This is a genomic window from Paenibacillus sp. 01T47, from assembly GCF_056398245.1.
This window is the reverse complement of the sequence record NZ_JBFTPA010000003.1, coordinates 491,165-512,220: the sequence shown is the minus strand read 5'-3', so window position 1 is coordinate 512,220 and position 21,056 is coordinate 491,165. Positions and strand designations below refer to the sequence as shown.

At 46.0% G+C, this 21,056-nt stretch carries 19 protein-coding genes; 2 read left to right on the top strand and 17 right to left on the bottom strand.

Annotated features, from left to right (window positions below; translation table 11 throughout):
• Nucleotides 1–13: 13 nt before the first annotated feature.
• The 12 genes from aspS to AC1DOV_RS09590 all read right to left on the bottom strand — a co-directional run bounded on the left by aspS (nt 14) and on the right by AC1DOV_RS09590 (nt 13,097).
• On the bottom strand, nt 14–1,828 hold the full coding sequence (aspS, locus tag AC1DOV_RS09645) for an aspartate--tRNA ligase (RefSeq protein ID WP_441875832.1): 1,815 nt from the start codon (nt 1,826–1,828) through the stop codon (nt 14–16).
• Between the two features lie 28 nt (nt 1,829–1,856).
• Complete coding sequence (hisS, locus tag AC1DOV_RS09640; protein ID WP_339207883.1) at nt 1,857–3,122, bottom strand: histidine--tRNA ligase; 1,266 nt, start codon at nt 3,120–3,122, stop codon at nt 1,857–1,859.
• 187 nt (nt 3,123–3,309) lie between these two features.
• Nucleotides 3,310–3,462, bottom strand: coding sequence for a hypothetical protein (locus AC1DOV_RS09635; protein ID WP_179089913.1), 153 nt, complete (start codon nt 3,460–3,462; stop codon nt 3,310–3,312).
• Between the two features lie 332 nt (nt 3,463–3,794).
• Nucleotides 3,795–3,965 (bottom strand): hypothetical protein, encoded by a 171-nt coding sequence (locus AC1DOV_RS09630; RefSeq protein ID WP_477511674.1) that lies wholly within the window; start codon nt 3,963–3,965, stop codon nt 3,795–3,797.
• A gap of 92 nt (nt 3,966–4,057) precedes the next feature.
• A complete protein-coding gene (dtd, locus tag AC1DOV_RS09625; RefSeq protein WP_477511673.1) occupies nt 4,058–4,501 on the bottom strand; it encodes a D-aminoacyl-tRNA deacylase in 444 nt (147 codons plus the stop codon).
• A gap of 54 nt (nt 4,502–4,555) precedes the next feature.
• A complete protein-coding gene (locus AC1DOV_RS09620; protein WP_076270827.1) occupies nt 4,556–6,736 on the bottom strand; it encodes a RelA/SpoT family protein in 2,181 nt (726 codons plus the stop codon).
• A 198-nt stretch (nt 6,737–6,934) separates the two neighbouring features.
• The gene (locus AC1DOV_RS09615) at nt 6,935–7,465 is read right to left on the bottom strand and encodes an adenine phosphoribosyltransferase (protein ID WP_076270828.1); all 531 of its coding nucleotides are present in this window, start codon (nt 7,463–7,465) and stop codon (nt 6,935–6,937) included.
• Nucleotides 7,466–7,487: 22 nt separating this feature from the next.
• A complete protein-coding gene (gene recJ, locus AC1DOV_RS09610) occupies nt 7,488–9,506 on the bottom strand; it encodes a single-stranded-DNA-specific exonuclease RecJ (protein ID WP_477549781.1) in 2,019 nt (672 codons plus the stop codon).
• Nucleotides 9,507–9,538: 32 nt separating this feature from the next.
• Nucleotides 9,539–10,456 carry a cation diffusion facilitator family transporter gene (locus tag AC1DOV_RS09605; protein ID WP_477511671.1) on the bottom strand — a complete coding sequence of 306 codons (918 nt, stop codon included), beginning with the start codon at nt 10,454–10,456 and terminating at the stop codon, nt 9,539–9,541.
• 182 nt (nt 10,457–10,638) lie between these two features.
• Entirely contained in the window at nt 10,639–11,553 is a 915-nt protein-coding gene (gene secF / locus AC1DOV_RS09600; RefSeq protein WP_339207880.1) for a protein translocase subunit SecF, read from the bottom strand.
• Nucleotides 11,543–12,775 carry a protein translocase subunit SecD gene (gene secD, locus AC1DOV_RS09595; RefSeq protein WP_441912583.1) on the bottom strand — a complete coding sequence of 411 codons (1,233 nt, stop codon included), beginning with the start codon at nt 12,773–12,775 and terminating at the stop codon, nt 11,543–11,545. Before secD ends, secF begins: the two co-directional genes overlap by 11 nt.
• An 82-nt stretch (nt 12,776–12,857) precedes the next feature.
• The gene (locus AC1DOV_RS09590; RefSeq protein ID WP_076270832.1) at nt 12,858–13,097 is read right to left on the bottom strand and encodes a post-transcriptional regulator; all 240 of its coding nucleotides are present in this window, start codon (nt 13,095–13,097) and stop codon (nt 12,858–12,860) included.
• Between the two features lie 221 nt (nt 13,098–13,318).
• On the opposite strand from AC1DOV_RS09590, the gene spoVB reads away from it, so the two are divergent.
• Nucleotides 13,319–14,896 (top strand): stage V sporulation protein B, encoded by a 1,578-nt coding sequence (spoVB, locus tag AC1DOV_RS09585; protein ID WP_477549780.1) that lies wholly within the window; start codon nt 13,319–13,321, stop codon nt 14,894–14,896.
• Nucleotides 14,897–14,954: 58 nt separating this feature from the next.
• Here the strand turns inward: spoVB and AC1DOV_RS09580 are convergent, their stop codons facing one another.
• Entirely contained in the window at nt 14,955–15,674 is a 720-nt protein-coding gene (locus AC1DOV_RS09580) for a YetF domain-containing protein (RefSeq protein WP_430057844.1), read from the bottom strand.
• A gap of 262 nt (nt 15,675–15,936) precedes the next feature.
• Here AC1DOV_RS09580 and AC1DOV_RS09575 point away from each other — a divergent pair, with 262 nt between their 5' ends.
• Nucleotides 15,937–16,329 (top strand): TIGR04086 family membrane protein, encoded by a 393-nt coding sequence (locus tag AC1DOV_RS09575; protein WP_076270835.1) that lies wholly within the window; start codon nt 15,937–15,939, stop codon nt 16,327–16,329.
• Nucleotides 16,330–16,390: 61 nt separating this feature from the next.
• Here the strand turns inward: AC1DOV_RS09575 and yajC are convergent, their stop codons facing one another.
• Genes yajC through AC1DOV_RS09555 form a run of 4 tightly spaced genes read right to left on the bottom strand, consistent with a single transcriptional unit; the run spans nt 16,391 to nt 21,056 of the window.
• A complete protein-coding gene (yajC, locus tag AC1DOV_RS09570; RefSeq protein ID WP_076270836.1) occupies nt 16,391–16,708 on the bottom strand; it encodes a preprotein translocase subunit YajC in 318 nt (105 codons plus the stop codon).
• A gap of 14 nt (nt 16,709–16,722) precedes the next feature.
• Nucleotides 16,723–17,856 (bottom strand): tRNA guanosine(34) transglycosylase Tgt, encoded by a 1,134-nt coding sequence (tgt, locus tag AC1DOV_RS09565; RefSeq protein ID WP_179089915.1) that lies wholly within the window; start codon nt 17,854–17,856, stop codon nt 16,723–16,725.
• Between the two features lie 22 nt (nt 17,857–17,878).
• Nucleotides 17,879–18,925, bottom strand: coding sequence for a tRNA preQ1(34) S-adenosylmethionine ribosyltransferase-isomerase QueA (queA, locus tag AC1DOV_RS09560; protein WP_441875803.1), 1,047 nt, complete (start codon nt 18,923–18,925; stop codon nt 17,879–17,881).
• 10 nt (nt 18,926–18,935) lie between these two features.
• Nucleotides 18,936–21,056 (bottom strand): SpoIID/LytB domain-containing protein, encoded by a 2,121-nt coding sequence (locus AC1DOV_RS09555; RefSeq protein WP_477549779.1) that lies wholly within the window; start codon nt 21,054–21,056, stop codon nt 18,936–18,938.

Here is a 21,056-nt window from a genome sequence, read left to right as displayed (position 1 = left end):
TCGTATTGATTGCTTATTTTTCGCTAGTTTCTGTTGCTGCAGTTGCTGCTGCAACTGGTTGCTTCGGTTTAAGAACTGTACGGATATGCAATTGCTCAAGCTGCGAAAGCTCGACCTCGGACGGCGCATCGCAGAGAAGATCTGTTGCGCTTGCCGTTTTTGGGAATGCAATCGTCTCACGCAAATTCGTGCGGCCTGTAAGCAGCATCACCAGACGGTCGAAACCAAAAGCAATACCGCCGTGTGGAGGCGTTCCATATTCAAATGCATCCAGCAAGAAGCCGAATTTCTCTTGTGCTTCTTCCGCGTTAAAGCCAAGCGCTTTGAACATTTGTTCTTGTACTTCACGCTTGTAGATACGCATGGAGCCGCCGCCAACTTCATAACCGTTCAGAACTAGATCGTATGCTTGTGCGCGAATTTGACCTGGATCCGTATCGAAGAAATGAAGGTCGTCTTCATTCGGACGCGTGAACGGATGGTGTTCTGCAACATAACGCTTCGCATCCTCATCCCATCCAAGCAATGGGAAGTCTACAACCCAAGCAAACTTGAATTTCGATTCGTCGATCAAGCCTAGATCTTTACCAAGCTTAGAACGCAGGTTGCCAAGTACATCGCAAACCACTTTTTTCTTATCAGCAGAGAAAGTCAGCAAATCTCCGTCTTCCACTTGCAGACGCTCTGTAAGAGCCGCAATTTCTTCCGGTTTAAGGAATTTAACGATCGGCCCGCGCCATTCGCCATCCTTCACCGTAATCCAAGCTAGCCCTTTACCGCCGTAACGAGCAGCGAACGGCTGCAAGTCATCAAGCTCTTTGCGGCTCCAGCTTGCACAGCCCTTAGCGTTCAACGCTTTAACAACGCCGCCGCCTGCTGCAACGCTTGCGAATACTTTTACATCGCTAGTTGAAACGATATCGGTAATATCTTTAATTTCTAGGTCAAAACGAAGGTCCGGTTTGTCGGAGCCGTATTTGTTCATTGCATCTGCATAAGTGATACGTTGGAACGGAAGCTCAAGCTCTACGCCAACTGTTTCTTTCAGAAGCTTAGCTGTCAGCTCTTCCATCATAGCAAGCAATTGATCTTGCGAAAGGAAAGAAGTCTCGATGTCGACTTGCGTGAATTCCGGTTGACGGTCTGCACGAAGATCCTCATCGCGGAAGCAGCGAGCGATTTGGTAGTAGCGTTCAATACCGCCAACCATTAGAAGCTGCTTAAAGATTTGCGGCGATTGCGGCAATGCAAAAAACTCACCTTCATGCACACGGCTTGGCACCAAGTAATCACGCGCGCCTTCAGGCGTGCTCTTCGTTAAAATTGGTGTTTCTACGTCGATAAAGCCTTCTCCGTCTAGGAAATCGCGGAAAACCTTTGCTGCTTTCGAACGAAGCAACAACGTTTTTTGCATTTCTGGACGACGCAGGTCAAGGTAACGATATTTCAAGCGAAGCGACTCGTCTACTTCTACGCCATCCTCAATTGGGAATGGAGGCGTTTTGGCAGCGTTCAACACTTCAATTTTTGTAACACGAACTTCAATTTCACCGGTAGCAAGGTTAGCGTTGTAAGTTTCAGCATCGCGCTCCACTACTGTTCCTTGAATGGCAAGGACGAACTCATTACGAGCACGGTCAGCGATCGCTAGTGCGTCACCAGAGAAATCTGGGTTGAATACCGTTTGTACAATACCAGAACGGTCACGAAGATCGATAAATAGGACACCGCCAAGATCGCGGCGACGTTGTACCCAGCCGTTTAGAATAACTGATTGACCAACGTCCGCTTTCGTTAAGCGGCCGCAGTGATGTGTTTTTAACAACATTGTGTTCATTCTCCTCGTTTAGTTAGATTTATTTTTGTGTAGCAAACGAACTATTAATTTCTTCAGCGAGCTTATCCAGTGCAACAACACGCTGTTCGCCTTTTGTCATGTCTTTCAAGGAAATCTCGCCGCGCTCAAGCTCATCGTCGCCTAGTATAGCGGTAAAACGGGCTTGAAGACGGTCTGCCGACTTCATTTGCGCCTTCATTTTACGACCAAGATAATCGCGCTCTGCACGTATGCCTTGCTGTCTTAGCTGGTAAACGAGCTTAGTTACCTCACGCTCTGCAGCTTCGCCAAGCGCAACCACATACACATCGATTTGATTAAAAACCGGTAATTCTGTTTCTTGATGCTGAAGCAGCAAAATCGTTCTTTCAAGACCTAAGCCAAGACCGACTCCCGGCTGGTCAGGACCGCCGATTTCTGATACTAGGCCGTTATAGCGACCGCCGCCGCCGACAGTATCGATCGTACCGATACCCTCTGCCTTGTATTCGAAGGCCGTATGGGTATAGTAGTCGAGTCCGCGAACGAGGCGATGATTGATTTCATAAGGAATGCCCATGTCGCTCAAATACATTTTTACTTTATCAAAGTGAATTTGGCATTCCTCGTCCAGGCTGTCCAAAATTGACGGCGCATCCGTAAAATGCTCTTGATCGACCTTGCAATCAAGCACGCGCAGCGGATTGCGATCCATCCGTGATTGGCAATCCTTGCAGAGCAGCTCACGCTTAGGCTCTAAGAAAGCAAGCAGACGCTCGCGGAACACCGCACGTACAGCCGGTGTGCCGACGGAATTAATTTCTACGCGTACACCTTTTAGACCCACCTCTGTATAAAAGGTATAGCCAAGTGCAATGACTTCTGCATCTATAGCTGGATCAACCGAACCGATAGCCTCAACGCCAAATTGATGCAGCTGGCGATAACGGCCTGCCTGCGGGCGCTCATAACGGAACATCGGACCGATATAATACAATTTAGACACGTCTGGCTCGCCGTACAGCTTGTTCTCTACGTAAGACCTTACTACGCCTGCAGTTCCTTCCGGACGAAGCGTCAGACTGCGATTGCCGCGGTCTGTGAAGGTATACATTTCTTTCTCAACGATGTCGGTCGTTTCACCGACGCCCCGTTGAAACAGCTCAGTGGATTCAAATATCGGCGTACGAATTTCTCGGAAATTATAACGCTGACAAATATCCCGAGCCTTCTGCTCCACATACTGCCATCTCTCTACCGCGCCAGGCAAAATATCCTGTGTGCCCGGCATTTTCTGAAATGCCATTGAATAACCCCTCCTGCCCTCATAATAAACGGGTTAAATTTCGGAAAACGCAAAAAACTCCCGTTCCTAATAGCTTGCGCCATAAGGGACGAGAGTGAATCTCCCGTGGTACCACCCACATTTCGAGCCTGCATCCTATGCGTTCGGCTCGCTCAAAGACGGTTAACGTCCGTCATCCGCAGTCCAGCTACTGTGCATTAGCTGCAAGCCTAATTGCTTGCTGCCATCTGCCGTTCACCGTCTGTTCTCCGGGAAGTCTGTTCATTCTGCCAATATAAGGACGCTTGCAGCCAAGTGACGTCCCTCTCTGAATATAAGGCGTAGAATTACTTTGTCCCATCAACGAATCCATATCTATACTGAGGACTAATTTTACCTCTGACTAAGATTAAAGTCAAGATCGAACTGCCCAAGCAACGCCATACTGTTTAAAATAGGCAGAAAAAAACCTACAAAACGTATTTGTAGGTCCAAAAGTAAAATATATTTTAAAAAGGGGGTCGAGTACTATTATAGGTCAATGATATTAAAAAAAAGTTAGAGATTGATTACAGTAATATTACAATTTCGAAAGCGTTTTAATGGATACTTTGTGTAGATGCTATTTTCTCCATTTGTTTATTTCAAAAGATAACCGCCCCAGCTCTCGGCTTGGGCGGCGGTATGCTTATGCTATAGTTGACCCGAATTTTCGCGGCGCGGGTGCTGCGGGAAACCCGCCCACTCCTCCGCTGCTTCCATATCTTCCTCAAGCTCTGCAAAAATTTTAGCTTCTCTGCGATCGGAATGAAGCAGTCTGCGAGATGATCGTTCCATCCCTTGTTCCTTGCGTGATTGGTGCATTCGCGGTTTACCTCCAATATGGCATACTGCTTGTACAAGCTTCTAATGATGCGTGCACAGCCTACACTATATTGTTTCCCGCGTTGCCTTAGTTAAATACGGCTATCCAAAATTAACGTTATAGGCCCGGAATTCACGAGCTCCACGTCCATCATCGCACCAAAACGCCCCGTTTCCACGACCAATCCGGTGGAACGAAGCGTCTCATTAAACAAATCATACAGCTGCTCTGCTTGCTCGGGTCTGGCGGCTGCCATGAAGTTAGGGCGTCTGCCTTTCCGGCAGTCTCCATACAGTGTAAACTGAGAGACCGAAAGCAGCTGCCCGCCAACATCTGAAATAGAATGATTCATTTTGCCTGACTCATCCTCAAAAATACGCAGGTTAGCTACCTTATCAGCCATCCATTTGACATCCGCTTCTGTGTCCTCATGCGTCATGCCTACAAGAAGCACAAGCCCCGAGTCAATTGAACCTACTATTTCACCCTCAATGACTACCTTTGCTTGTTTACTGCGTTGTACGACAACCTTCACTGCTCAAAAACCTCCGATATTCGTTTTGATCTCGATGCCGCAAGAGCAAAACGTTTATTGCATAATCCGTTGAACAGAATAAATATCCTGCACTCGTTTGATTTTCTCAACAACCGAAGTAAGGTGCTCGACATTGCGGATAAGCACCGTCATATGAATATGCGACATTTTGTTTTTTACAGAACGTCCGGTTACAGCTGAAATGTTCGTCTTGCTTTCGGATACCGCCTGCAGCACTTCATTCAGAAGGCCTCTGCGATCGTGTCCGGTTATTTCGATATCGACGCTGTAATTGGCATCAATATTATCTTCCCACTCTACCTCTATTACGCGTTCGCCCTCTTCGCCCTGATCGCCGAAAGGAATGTTCAAACAATCCATTCGGTGGACTGAAACGCCGCGCCCTCGGGTAATGTACCCGATAATCGCGTCTCCCGGTACAGGGTTGCAGCAGCGTGCAAAACGAACGAGCAAATTGTCGATGCCCTTCACAGTCACGCCTTGATTCGGACGTGATTTGCGATTGCCCGGCGATTTTATTTCCTTGATTTCGCTTGTAAGCTCAATCTGGCTTGCCAGTTCGGCCTCTCTGCGCATCTTCTCGGTAAGCTTCGTGCAAATTTGTGCAGCCGTAATTCCGCCAAAGCCGATTGCGGACATCATATCCTCAATATCGTTAAATGCGAACTTCGCGGCAGCCTCCTGCAGCTTATCTTCCTGCAGCCATGCGGAAGGCTCAAGTCCTAAACGCTTCAGCTCACGCTCAAGCAGATCCTTGCCTTTTGCTACATTTTCTTCGCGACGCTCTTTCTTGAACCATTGCCGAATTTTGCTTCTAGCGTGTGAGGACTGCGCAATTTTCACCCAATCCTGACTTGGTCCATAAGAATGTTTCGACGTTAATATTTCAACAATATCCCCGGTTTTGAGCTTATGGTCAAGCGGCACAATTCGACCGTTCAGCTTCGCGCCAATCGTTCGATTGCCCACTTCCGTATGAATCCGGTAGGCGAAATCAAGCGGTACAGAACCAGCTGGCAGTTCAATGACTTCACCGCTAGGCGTAAATACAAATACGAGATCGGCAAAGAAGTCCATTTTTAGCGACTCCATAAACTCCGACGCATCGCGCGCTTCATGCTGAAGCTCTAAGATTTCTCGGAACCATGACATTTTATCTTCAAAGTTGCCGCCTGGTACAAGCGAACCCTCTTTGTAAGCCCAATGTGCCGCAATTCCGTATTCTGAGGTGCGATGCATTTCCCAAGTACGAATCTGTACCTCTGTAGGCTCTCCATTTGGCCCTATAACGGTCGTATGCAGCGATTGATACATATTCGCCTTCGGCATCGCGATATAGTCCTTAAAGCGACCAGGCATCGGTTTCCAGAGCGTATGAATAATTCCGAGCGTAGCATAGCAGTCCTTAATATTATCAACGATTATACGAATAGCAAGCAGATCATAAATCTCCGTAAACTGCTTGTTGCGATCGGTCATTTTTTTGTAAATGCTGTACAAATGCTTAGGGCGACCAGAAATATCACCTTCAATACCCATTTCTTCGAGCTTCTCGGTAATCCGGGAGATGACATCGTCAATAAACTGCTCGCGTTCCGCACGCTTCTTCTTCATCAGATTGGCGATACGGTAATATTGCTGCGGGTTCAAATAACGAAGAGCAATATCTTCCATTTCCCATTTGATAGCTGAAATACCGAGGCGATGAGCAATCGGACAAAATATTTCCAACGTTTCATAAGCGATACGACGCTGTGCTTCTTCCGATTGGAACTTCAGCGTGCGCATGTTATGAAGCCGGTCAGCCAATTTTATCAAAATGACGCGAATGTCCTGAGCCATGGCGACAAACATTTTACGATAGTTTTCGTTTTGCTGCTCTTCTTTAGAACGAAATTGAATTTTTTCGAGCTTCGTTAGACCGTCTACCAGCATCGCACAGGTTTCGCCAAATTTCGCACGCACCGTCTGCAAATCAACAGTTGTATCCTCAACGACATCATGGAGCAATGCTGCGATAATGGACAGCACGTCCATTTGCATATCAACAAGAATATCCGCCACCGCTACGGGGTGCAGAATATATGGCTCTCCCGATTTCCGTACTTGTCCGTGATGGGCTTGCTCCGCAAAGTCATAGGCTTCCTGGATGCGTATAAGGTCCTGCTCTTTCATATAGGCGGATGCCTTCTCGAGTAAATGCTCAATGCCCATGAAACGTCCCTTTCTGATTACACTCCTGGCGGATCCCATTCATGCGTTTTCCGAGTTTTTATAATATTATGCCTGTAATCACAGTACCGCGTCAACTACCAGAGACCTCCAGCAATAAAATAAAACCGCCTGGCCTTCTCGCAAAATGCGAATAAGGGGGATAGGCGGTCATTTTATAGAGCAATCTTGCTGCTTGAATTATGAGTAAGTCATTAGTGAGAATACGTCGATTCCTTTAAGCTTCTCACGGCCAGTTAAGTATGCAAGCTCAATTAGAAAAGCTGCACCTACTACTTCACCGCCAAGCTGCTCAATCAAATTGATCGATGTTGCGATCGTTCCGCCTGTTGCAAGCAGATCGTCAGCAATGAGTACGCGTTGGCCCGGTGTGATTGCATCCTTGTGCATAGCCAGTTTATCCTGTCCATACTCCAAGTCGTAGCTTGCTGTAATCGTCTCGCCCGGCAGCTTGCCGCTTTTGCGAATCGGAGCAAAACCTACGCCTAGCGCAATCGCCAGCGGTGCGCCTACTACGAAGCCGCGAGCTTCTGGTCCTGCAATGACGTCAATTTTCATATCCTGAACAGCAACTCGCATCTCTTCAATCGCAGCACGATATGCTCCTCCGTCTTTCAGAAGCGTCGTAATATCTTTGAAACGGATACCTGGTTGCGGGAAATCAGGAATTACCCGGATGTAATCTTTGAAGTTGTATTGTGTGTTGGACACTTGAGGTCAACCCTTTCCATTTCTAACTATTCATTATAATTTGTGTTGCTTCAAATTGTGCTTTTGCTTCTCGGTAACGTTCAGAAGTAGCTAAATCACGTTTCTGAGGTGAGGGTGCTGCCTGCATCAAACCATTGTCTCGGTTAATAAATTGCAGCTCCTCGAATACTGCCAGCATAAGCTCAACCGTCTCTAAGGATAAACCACTTTGCTTCGATAAGCGAGCATTTAATCCTTGAAGCGGAACTTGCCCCAGCTGTTTCAACAGTTGATACACTTTGCCGAATTGCTCGCGCTCTGGAAATTCGACAGCAGCAGGATCAAAATGCACATCATGCAGTTGAAGCTGAGGTTTGCGCTGCCCATTCCACTCATTAACAGATAATTCACCGACAACATCTATTTTGCTGCCCGGCTTTAATCCTTCTGCTAGTATTCCCATACTGAAGCCGATACCGTCTAATAAACGACGGCCGCTTCCTAGAGATAGCTTTAAGTGTCTTGACTCCTTGCCTATCGTACGACGATCTGCAAGCTCCGTCTTCTGAAACAGCAATCTTGGCGATGGATTTCCCATCCCGAACGGCTCAAGCTGTGAAAGCTCGGTAATCGTATCGAGAGTGGCTTCGCTAACCGAGCATACAAGATCAACAGACGTTTTGGGAATCCAATCGTCAGCGCTCAGCCATTCAGCAGCCAGCTCGCCAAGTTTCTGTTCAAATTCAGATAGTCGATCGCGATGAAGACTCATTCCAGCAGCGGCCTGGTGTCCTCCGTAATGATCGAGCAGCTCGTCGCAAGCTGTAAGGGCTGCATGCAGGTCGAAGCCTTCTATGGAGCGCGCAGAGCCTTTACACATCCCTGTCTGCTCATCTATCCCAAGTATAATAACAGGCTTATAATTGCGTTCAAGCAGTTTGGAGGCAACGATACCGATGACACCAACATTCCAGCCTTCACCTGAGAGCACAATAACTGGCGGAGGTGATGCATTCGCGGCTGCAGCATCGTCGCATTTGGTCTGCCACTGCAGCTCGGCTTCCTTCACGATACTCTCCACTACGCGCTGCCGTTCTTTGTTTAAACTGTCCAGTCCGATTGCAGTCAAAATCGCATTGTCATAATCGTCGGTTGTGAGCAGTTCGACTGCACGTTTCGCATGGTCGAGCCTTCCAGCTGCATTGATGCGCGGTGCCATTCCAAAAGCAATGCCTGTCGCAGTAATGCTGTCCAGCTCAATGCCGCCAGCCTCTGCCAGCGCTCGGAAGCCTACTCCTGCATGATTCTTCAATCGTTCCAAGCCGCAGCGAACAAAAATACGATTCTCGTCTTTAAGCGGCATTAAATCTGCTACTGTTCCAAGACTCACAATGTCGGCCCACTCAAGCGGAGGGCGCTCTAATAACGCATGTGCCAGCTTGAATGCAACGCCTACGCCTGCAAGCCCTTTGAACGGATAAGTGCAGCCTTCTTGCTTCGGATTAACGACTGCTGCAGCATTTGGGATTTGCTCTGGCGGCTCGTGATGATCAGTAACAACAACATCAATCCCGAGCTGCTTCGCATAATCAATTTCTTCAACAGCGCTGATGCCCGTATCAACCGTAACAATTAAACCGATGCCCTCTTCAGCAGCCAGCTCAATCGCTTTTTTGTTTAATCCGTAACCTTCCAAAGCACGATGAGGAATATAATAATCAAATTCATAATTTAATGATCGGAATAAATGTACCAATAAAGATGTGCTTGAAACGCCGTCCGCATCGTAATCGCCATAAATCCTTATTTTCTCATTGCTGGCTGCTGCTCGCTTTATGCGTGCAACGGCAGCCTCCATTCCAAGCAATAAATAGGGATCATGAAAATGCTCCACCCCGCCTCGCAAAAAACGTTCAGCCGCTTCGGTATCATCAAAGCCGCGCTGCACAAGAAGTCTCGCTACTAGCGGCGGCAAACTAAGATTCGCTGCCAAATCCTTCGCTTTTGCTTCGTCGTCCGCAGACCATGGCGCTACAGCCCATCTTGTCTTCCTTTGAATCATGCTGCTTGCTCCTCTCCTGCTGTTTGCTGTTCTTATTGCAGCAGTGTCGGCATCTGCTCCTGATTCGGATCATGATTAGACTTATAAGGATAACCAGGATCATAAGGCTCAACGAAAATCGATACATCCATGACATGTATAAAACGTTTCATGACGAGCTGCTTTACCCTTTTGGCAATCTCTTGACCCTCAAGAACAGAAATGCGTGGATTTACACTAATAACCATTTCTGCAATGACATAATGACCATGCTCTTTCGCTCGCAAGGTTTGCACAGTAATGACTCCATCAACACGTTGAATAAGCTGCATCAGCTCATCCGGATTTTCCTCTGAAGTCTTGCTATGTTCATCTTTTCGCATAAAGACTGTAGCCATTCTGTAGCCGTTTACGATAACAATGACCGCAATAACGATCGCTGCCGCCGGATCAAAATAATAGAGCACCGGCACATTCAGCATTTTGCCAATAATCGCTCCGCTTGCGCCCACTAATGCTGCGACTGAACAATAAAGTCCTGTCATTCGATCCTTCGATGAAAAAAACAGCTGCTGAACGATTAGAGCAAGCGCGATGGCCACTGCCGCACTCCAGTGCGGAGCGGTCGTTACACGATCAGAAAGGTCTCTAATGGCAGATATACCGATTTCGAGCCCAACGATGAGAAGGACGACTGACAACAATATCGTTGTCGCCGTCTCTCCTCTTAAATCTACTGGTACCGCTTTGGCACCCGGGTTTGCCATTTTCCGCTGCCGGCTTGCCCTCAAACCTGAAAGGGCAACAACTCCTGCAGCGACCTCAGCCGCTGTTCGAAATGCATCCGCGAGCAGCGCTTTGCTTCCTGACAACCATCCTATTACACCTTTAAATAGAGCCAGCAGCATGTTTCCCCATAAGCCGGCCCAGCTTGCGGACTCTGCTTTTACATATCGCTGTGTGGTTGACATTTATACCTCCTAAAGGTTTTGCGCATGCAAAACCACTTCGTAAGCATCTACTTAGGTTTTGCGAATGCAAAACCTACTTCGTAAGCATGTACTTAGGTTTTGCGAATGCAAAACCACTTCGTAAGCATCTACTTAGGTTTTGCGCATGCAAAACCACTTCGTAAGCATTCAACTGCTTATAGTTAAGCTGTTTTCTTAACAACAGCCTTTGGCTTTTGTCTGCCTTTAAGCATTAGCCATAGCGGGCTCGCGATACAAATGGACGAGTACGCACCGCTTGTAAGACCAATGATTTTTGCAAGGGCAAATAGCTTGATTGACTCGCTTCCGAAGATGAACAAACAAACTGCAACGATAAGCACTGCTAATACAGTATAGATATTACGCGCCATTGTTTGCCAGATACTTGCGTTAACCATCTCAGCGAGCTGCTCACGGTTTTTATATTGACCAAACCGAAGATTTTCACGAATCCGGTCAAAAATAACGATTTTATCATTGATAGAATAACCGATCGTTGTCAACACCGCCGCAATAAACGGAAGATCAACTTCCAGACGGAATATCGAGAACAACGCGACAACGACAAAGGCGTCATACAAAATCGCAATGTTCGCAGCTAGTGCAAAGCGCCATTCAAAACGAATCATGACATAAATCATAATGGCTACGCTGGCAATCAGTACTGCCCAGATCGTTTTGATCCCAAGCTCCTGCGCCATGTCCGGCGATACGACGTTAACCTCAGCCGATACTTGATCACCATACTTCGCTTTAAATAAGTCTTGAATTTCAGTGATTTTGGTTTGTGTAAGCACTTCGTCAAAACGAGCCGTTACACGTTCTTCACCTGTACCACCAACTGTAGGCGTGATGCCTTCGATTCCTGCTTTCACAAGAATTTCTTTCGCATCCTGTTGGGTTACTGCTTTGCCTACTGAAATATCCATATTCGTACCAGCCTTGAAATCAACACCGAAATTAAGGCTGAAAAAAAGCAAAGACAAGATGCCGATTACGGTTAACGTGATCGAGAACAGAAAGAACTTATTGCGGTTCCCGATGAAATCATAACGAATTTTTGTATTAAAGTTCACGGATTTCTGCCTCCTTCACACCATAGTAGCTTGGTTTTGTAAACAGGTTGCTCTTAATAAGGAGCATAATTAAAAAGCGGGACAAGAAGATGTTTGTCAGCATACTTACCAAAATACTGAAAATCATCGTCAATGCAAAACCACGAATCGCTCCATTACCGATAAAGTACAATACTGCACTTGAAATGATGTTCGTAATGTTCGCATCCATAATGGTACGGAATGAGTTTTTCGATCCAGCTTTAAGCGATGAAAGCAAGCTTTTCCCGCTTCGAATCTCTTCCTTAATCCGCTCATACATGATGATATTCGCATCAACCGCCATACCTATACCTAGCACAAAGGCGGCTATTCCTGGGAGTGTTAGGGTCGCATTCATTAAGTTAAATACTACGATCAAGAGCCAAGTATAAGTAATTACTGTAATACCAGCTACAATGCCTGGAATACGGAACAAAATAACAAGGAATATCAAAATAATGACTGTTCCGATAACACCCGCCTCAACGGTGTCTTTCAAGGAAGCTAGTCCTAGTTTAGCGCCAACGCTTTGCGTATATTTCTCAGTGAGCTTGAGAGGCAATGCTCCGAGATTAATCATATCGGCCATATCTCTCGCTTCATTTACGGTATATTCACCCGTAATTGTAGCTGATCCACCTGAAATCGGTTCTCTTACGGATGGTCTGGAAAGCTCTTTATCATCGAGATAGATCGCTAAATACGAACCGATCAACCGTGTCGTAATTTCCTCGAATTTTTTCGCATCCTTAAGTTCGATTGTAACAAAAGGTTTGCTTAAGTTGTCATAACCAACACCTGCACCATTTTGCTTAAAATCGCTGCCGTCCAGCTCGATCTTGCCGTCAGGTCCGCGGAACGTTAAATTAATTGGTTTGGCAAGAATGTCTCTTACTTCATTCTCGTTCGCAACTCCTGCAAGTCTCAAACGAATGCGGTTTGAGCCTTCAGTTGTAATCTCCGGCTCTACAATACCGAGTTCGTCAATCCGCTTTTCTAAGCTTTTTGCCGTTTCCTTTAGTGATTGCGGTGTTACAGCTTCTCCACCTTCAAGCGGCGTAGCTTCGTACAAAACCTCAAATCCGCCTTTCAAATCAAGGCCTAGCCTTACGTCTTTCACTAGCGATGGGCTTGTCCAAGCGATAACGCCAAACATAATGACTACGATCGCAAGGAAGGCAATTATTCTCTTCCCGAACATACGTCTAAATCCCCCTTATGATCTCAATATTCCTATTATACAGACGGGACAAAATCGAGTCAAAAAAAAAGAAACCGTCAATTTAAAATTGGGTTCCTTTGTATGCGCTTATCGTCATGAAATTCATAAATTTCATAACTTTTAAAGATAAAATATCATTTACTAATTCATGTAGTTCGGGCTGTCCCGACTTGTTATATTTCTGGCTAACGCATTCCCAAACCTCTTGACCCGTTACATGTTCGTAGCCAATGAGATGAAATTCCTCCGCTTTGCTGTTGCATAGCTCCTCGATCATACGATTTAATTCTTCGTCTGCCATGCTGCGCCTCCCAAAAGCTTATGACATAAAGCTGTATCCCATCTATTCGCTGTTCCTCTGCCTTTTTCCTGCCCGCTTCACTGCTAATCTATAAATTCACTGACATGGAACTGGACATGCCGCGCATAAAGATGATAGTACATGCCTGTCTAAAGACTTCGACTCACATCAGTAGAAGGCAGCATTTGGTTATTCCATGATAGAGAAGAGGGTTCATCATAATGACAAAACGATCGGATCAAACAAAGCAAAACTTTATAAAAGGCGCCATGATATTGCTTGCCGCAGGTTTAATTAACAGGCTGCTTGGTTTCATTCCTCGCATTGCACTCCCCCGTATTATGGGGGCAGAGGGTGTAGGATTATACCAGCTGAGCTATCCGTTTCTAACGGTCATGATAACCTTAATCACAGGAGGCATTCCGCTTGCCGTTGCCAAATGGATTGCTGAAGCAGAGTCGCAAGGTGATTCCAAACGAGTAAAGTATATTTTTCGAACAGCTATGCTCCTCGTAACTTCGCTAGGCATATTGTTGACCGCTCTCATGCTTCTTTTTGCACCTTGGATAACGAAGCATGTGCTGCCGGATGCCCGCGTATACCGCACCTTTATGGTTATGACTCCTATGCTGCTCATTATTGGCATATCATCGGTTTATCGAGGTTACTTCCAAGGCAAACAGAACATGATTCCCACCGCTGTATCTCAAATCGTAGAAACCTTGCTGCGCATTGTTGCATCGCTATCATTTTCTTTCATGCTCCTGCCTTATGGTCTTGAATGGGCGGCGGCTGGCGCCATGCTTGGAGCCGTGCTTGGAGAGATCGGGGGCCTCGCCGTACTGCTTTGGAAATACTACAGAGACAAATCCCGCATCAAACAAAAAGCTCTCAATCAGACAAATGAAAAATCAAACAAAAACATTCCTGTATTGCGAAAATTACTTAGCTTATCCATTCCCGTGACAGGCAGTCGATTGGTCGGCTCCTTCTCCTACTTGCTGGAATCCATCTTTACCGTCCGAAGTTTAGCAGCGGCAGGAATTACAACAGGCATCGCCACTGCGCAATACGGAGCATTGCAAGGAATGATCATACCGCTGCTTTTATTGCCAACTGCATTAACCTACTCTCTTGCGGTTTCACTGGTACCCTCCTTATCCGAAGCGGCTGCTCGCGGAGATCATGCGTTAATTCACAAACGACTGCATCAATCGATGAGGCTTGCACTTGTTTCAGGGGCGCCTTTTGTTGTTATTATGGCTTTGTTAGCTGAACCGATTTGCCGTATCGTTTATAACCATGCCGAAATAGCTCCGATGCTCCAGCTCATCGCTCCTGTTGGCATTTTCATCTATCTGCAGGCTCCCCTGCAAGCAGCACTCCAAGCACTAAATAAACCGGGAACGGCATTAATTAACACATTAATTGGTGCGGTGGTCAAGCTATTTCTCATCGTTCAACTTGCATCGAATGCTGATTTTGGAATATACGGTGCTTTAATCGCTATTAATGTCAATATCGTACTCGTCACATTATTGCACGGCATTAGCGTATTGCGGTTCATTGGCTTCCATATGAAAGTGCTTGATTTTGTAAAAGTTGGAACCGCTATGATTATTATGGGAGCTGCCGCCAGGTTTACGATGAATCATAAACCGCTCTCCATGGAATGGGTAAATTTACTTCTTGCATGCGCAGCTAGCGTAATCATTTATTTAATTTTGATGATCGTAATGAAAATCATTGATCGCCACGATATGGCGCGTTTACCATTGTTCGGAGCTTGGTTTAAATAACAATGGTAAGGTCATCGAATGATAAAAACCGCGGTAAAGAAAGGGATACGCCCTCTCTTTAACGCGGTTTTTTATCATGCGTATCAATAAACAACTTCCCTTTATAGTCAATCGTACAAAAAAACACGTCCTTAAAATCGAAGACGCCTCTTTCCTGCAAAACATTTTTTAACCAAAATCTTGTCTTTTCAAGATTTTCTAAGTTTTTGTCCTGCACCTTGCCATCCATAATAAGCGGGACAGGCAATATCTCAAAGCGATATTTCGGTGGAAAAATATTCGTTTGATTGTACTGCTTCAGCTTTTGGTCGGATCGCTCTGATTCCTGACCTTCATTACTGCCCTCTTCAGACTCATCAGCATTTTCCTTGGGTATGACGGACAGCTTGCCGCTCGTCTCCAAAATCGCAAATTCAACATCCGATACAGCACTGATTTTATTTTCCCTTAACTGCAGCATTAGATCATCCAGATTGTACCGCTGCTTGCGCATAACGTCACTATTCAGCTTGCCCTTGTCAATAATTACACTTGGTTTGCCATCAAACAGCAGTCTTAGCTTTCGACTCTTCATCGTCATAAAAGCACTGCCTACTTGAATAATCATCAAAACGACCATCGGTAAGATGCCTTCCCACATCGCCCGCTCCATGTCTTCAATAACAATGACTGCAATCTCAGCAATCATGACTGAAATAACGAGATCGAACACGGAAAGTTTACCGATTTCTCGTTTTCCCATAAAACGCATGATCAGAAATACGACGAAATAAATCATTATCGTCCGGATCAACAGGCCCCAAAATTCCAAAGGAAACCGCCTCCTCGTCTTTATCATTCGAGCTGATGCCAGCTGCGTTTTGTCCGTAAAGCTATTCTGACCTACGTGTTACAACATCATACTCCTGCTGTTTATACGAATATATGGCAATGCGGAATAAGCTGCTCATAAATACATACTGACAAGCTAATTCCTGTACTATTCTACCTAGCTTGACCATATGGATAAGTAATACGTTCATAACGCTGGGGGGAATATGATGAGTTCGGTTAAACAAGCACCTAAGCCGCCTTTAATCGCTTCACCTTTGCTTGCCGGAGTGCTTTTTTCAATCATTTGGCTAGCAGTAGGCGCATTGCTGCTCTCACTGCTTTTGCATTTTACGGCAATGAAGGAAAGCAGTTTGCCCTCTAACGCCATGCTGGTTCACGGTTTCGCAGCACTGGCGGGGGGCTTTACATCAGGAAGACGCTCTGAGAATAAAGGCTGGTATAATGGCGCATTGCTCGGTTTGCTTTATGGCGTAATCGTTATCATTATCAGCTTTCTTGCATCAAATGCTTCCTTATCCGTACATAGCATCCTTCTTCTAGGCGCTGCTCTCCTATCAGGCGCATTTGGCGGTATGATTGGCGTAAATATGAAGAAATGAACATTTACAAAAAAAAAAAAAAAACCGACTGACATGCAAGCATGTCAGTCGGTTTTTTTAATTATTTCTCTAAATCAACCGACGCTGGTGCGGAGTTGATAATTGTATTAATTGCGCTGCGCTCAAATGTCATTTTAGTTGTGTCGTTGACACGAATAACAACCGTATCGTCACTCAGCTCAACGACTGTGCCATGCAATCCACCAATTGTTGAAATTTTATCGCCTTTCTTCAATTGGTTAAGCATGCTTGCACGAGTCTTTTGTTTCTTCTGCTGCGGACGGATAAGCAAGAAATAAAAAACCGCAAACATAAGCACAAAAGGCCAAATCATTTGTAGGATATTTGTTGATCCTGCTTCACCTGCTGCTTGCAACATCGAAATCCCTCCTTTCAAAACCCTTTCTCATTATCGAACAGGCCGTAGCTTGTGAAGAAGGAATCCCGGAAATCCAAAAGCCGGTCATCCATGATCGCTTGCCGAACGTCCCGCATGAGTTGTAGCAAGAAATGCAAATTGTGATAAGTCGTCAGCCTCATACCGAACGTCTCATCCGCTTTAATTAAATGCCGGATATAAGCTCTGGAATAATTTGTGCATGTATAGCATGAGCACTCTGGATCCAGAGGACCATAATCCTCAGCGTACTTCGCGTTACGGATGACGAGTCTGCCTTGGCTTGTCATGGTTGTCCCATTGCGAGCAATACGCGTTGGCAGAACACAATCGAACATATCAATACCGCGGATAGACCCTTCAATTAATGCATCCGGCGATCCAACTCCCATAAGGTAGCGTGGTTTATTCGCTGGCAAAATGGGAACCGTATAGTCGAGCACATCATACATCAGATGTTTAGGCTCTCCAACACTCAGTCCACCAATAGCATACCCCGGGAAATCCATGGAAGTCAAATCATTTGCGCTTTGAATACGCAAATCTTTGTACATCCCCCCCTGAACGATAGCGAACAGCCCTTGGTCATGCGGTCTTGCGTGAGCCTTAAGGCAGCGCTCTGCCCAACGTGTCGTACGCTCCAACGATTTCTTCACATAGTCATGCTCGGCAGGAAATGGCGGACATTCATCAAATGCCATCATAATATCAGAGCCAAGAGCATTCTGAATTTCCATCGCTACTTCTGGTGAAAGAAATTTTTTGTCGCCATTGAGATGGGAACGAAAGTGTACGCCTTCCTCGGTAATCTTACGCATTTCACTAAGACTAAAAACTTGGAATCCGCCGCTGTCTGTTAGAATTGGACGATCCCAGTTCATGAACTTATGCAATCCTCCAGCATTTCTTACAATGTCATGTCCCGGTCTTAGGAACAAATGGTAGGTGTTGCTCAAAATAATTTGAGCATCCATCGCTTTCAGTTCTTCTGGAGCCATCGTTTTCACAGTAGCTTGTGTTCCTACCGGCATAAAGGTAGGCGTCTCAATCACACCATGCGGAGTGTGTACACGTCCTAGTCTTGCTCCTGATTGTTTGCATTGTTTGATTAATTCATATTTTACAGCCACAATTCACGCTTCCTATTCCTAATTAGTAAATAAACATGGCATCGCCAAAGCTGAAAAATCGATATTCATGAGCAATCGCTTCTTCATAGGCGTGCATGACAGCATCTCGTCCAGCCAGCGCACTTACAAGCATAACGAGCGTTGACTTTGGTAGATGAAAATTGGTGAGTAATGCATTGACAAGCTTAAACTCGTAACCTGGGAAAATAAAAATAGATGTCCAGCCGTTGCAAGCTTCGATTGCTTTTCCTTCAAAGCGAGCAGCAACAGTTTCCAGCGTGCGAGATGAGGTTGTCCCTACAGCGATAATACGTGCTCCGCTCCGTTTGGCTTCATTAATTATTGCGGCATTTTGTTCACTCAGCTCATAATACTCTGCATGCATTTCATGATCCTCAACGAGATCAACGGACATTGGACGGAATGTGCCTAGTCCAACATGCAGTGTTACGTAGGCGAGCTTAACGCCCTTCGCTTGCAGACGCTTAAGAAATTCTTCCGTAAAATGCAAGCCAGCCGTTGGTGCTGCAGCTGATCCCGCATGTTTGGAATACACGGTTTGATATCGCTCGCGTTCTTCAAGCCTTTCCTTGATATACGGAGGCAGTGGCATTTCTCCAAGACGGTCAAGCAGCTCCTGGAATATCCCCTCATATTCAAAACGTATCGTACGTCCGCCCATTTCGCCTTCTTGCTCAACAACAGCGCGCAGCAGCGGATTGCCTGCACCGTCATCTCCAAAGGATAGTGCGGTGCCGACCTTTAAACGTTTAGCCGGTTTTCCGAGCGCATCCCAGCTGCCATCCTCGAGCTGCTTCAATAACAACAGCTCAATCTTAGCACCCGTATCGCTCTTCATCCCCGTCAACCTGGCTGGAATAACTCTAGTGTCATTTAGAACTAGAACGTCTCCAGGCTTAACATACTGCTCTAAATCCGTAAATCTATTGTGTGTCAATTCGCCTGTTTGCTTGTTTAATGCAAGCAATTTCGAGGCCGTTCTGTCAAGCAATGGCGTCTGAGCAATTAAATGTTCCGGTAATTCAAAATCAAACCATTCTACGTTCATATCGATTCAATCATTCCTTAGCGATGGTGACATCTTTGTAGTAGTATTTCAAAATATATTGATAGTCATACCCTTGCTGAGCTAGGCTTAATGCTCCGTATTGCGATAATCCGACCCCGTGTCCGTTGCCAGACCCTACAAAACGGAATGAAGGCTCCTTCGTAGCTGCGCGAATATTACCGCTGCCATCTAATATAAACAAGTTAGCGTTAACCGCCTCTGTTTTTGTACCTCCGGCACTAATCATGTAAACAGGATTCGAATCCGACGGCTTCGTACGTGTTGTAGCTCCAGCACCAAGCATAGCAACCTTCGCGGTTTCCTCAATCTGGAACAACGTACTAGGCAAGGACCCTTGTACTCCTAGTGCAGCACGATAATCAATTGGATAAGTAACAGCTAGCTTTTGTCCATTTGCTGTAATTTCTGTCGCACGTCCTGAAGCGCCGCGCTGGCTCACTTCGAGTGATTTGAGCGGACCTGAGACGGGAGTTTTCACTTTGCCGTTAATCGTTGTTAACATTTCTTGTGCGCTGTAAGGACCACGTATCCAAGTCATTGAATTGGATTCTACACTTTTATCCAGCACAACGACCCGTGTTCCATTGTCAACCGTTGCAATGACAGGGATCGTATCCTGTATAAGTGGATGCTTGCGCACTTTTGTTCCGTTTGTATTTACTAGCATGATACGACTTCCTGCTGCTGTCGTTTCTCCTGTCTCGGCTAGTAAATCCTCTCTAATATAACCAATAGCTCCGCTAGGGACAACAACGCGGTACCAATTGTTCAAACCTACCTCCGATGAAGCGTCCGGGCTTTTGACAGCCTGCATATAAGGAACTGCGTTGCCCCATGCTTCTTTGGCATCAGCCGTAAATCCACCACTGTTGGCTGAATAGATCGCATCAATTGCTTTTCCATTGTACAATGCAACTTCGCCTGCTGTCTCTTCGACGGCAGCAATGGTTGATGGCCGCTCTGAGCCTACACCGTAATAAGCTTGGCTTAAAGTCGTATCCACGACATGTGCGATTTGGAAACCAAATCCTCGATTTAAAGCATAAGTGCGTGCAGCAACCGCTTGTGCCTTAAGTGCTTCGATAGGCCATGTAGGGTACATTTCCACACCTACAACGGAATATAAATATTGTTCAAATGGAAGTTCATTTACGACTGCCATCCGTCCATTTAATATACTAAGCTCAAATAGTCCTCTATAGCTGCGAGCGCTCCGCTCGTTTAGCTTAATTGGATCATTCCCGTTTGGAGACACCGTAACCTTCGTATCGTTGCCAGCAAACATATACAGCTCAGTACTGCTTTCTGCTTTGACAGTTACGGTATGATCATTTCTTATGAGCAAGTAAGCCGAACTAGCATCGGCCTCCTTCAACGCCGCTCCGCCTGAAGCATTTGCGGCAGCTGCTTTAACAATTTGCAGCTCAGCAGCTGATACAGCCGCCCCTACCATTACCGAGTAGTACGCTGATCCATTTTGCTGTGAACGAATAGCAACATAGGCATCGAGGCCAACTGCGCCGAAGCCGCTGGCTGCTGCTATTGCATCCGCTTTGCTGGTCAAAGGACCGCTCTCCAAATGAAGTGGGCCTTGAACTACCGAGTTCGAGCCGCCAACTAGCTTAGACAGCTCACTGTCACCCTTCCACTTCGTTTGCGCAGTAACAGCTTCTGCAACTGTTTTGTATGTACCTTCAATGACCTGATAGATGATTGCACCATTTTTTGAAAGGGAGGTTATAAAAGCAGTCCCCTTCAAAGCTTGCAAACGTTTCTGTACAGCTAGAGCTGAAGCAAACGTTGAGCTCTCGTACACTTTGACTTTAAAGCTGTCAACTGCGAATCGAGCTGTAGCTGCTCCATCTACATTAAACCAATTATTGATGCCATCAGGCTGCCTTACACCGATGCTCATTCCACCCGTTGATGAAAATGTGGCAGCTGCTGTCGTATCATCGTATTTCCCAGGCAATTGCATGAACAAAGCAACTCGGATATTGTCGAGCTTTGGTACTGCTGCCTGTGATGGAGAGCCTGTCCATGCTGTAGCAAGCAGTACAATTGCGATCGTCATAATTAAATAACGCTTCATATTCCGTTTAATTGACAT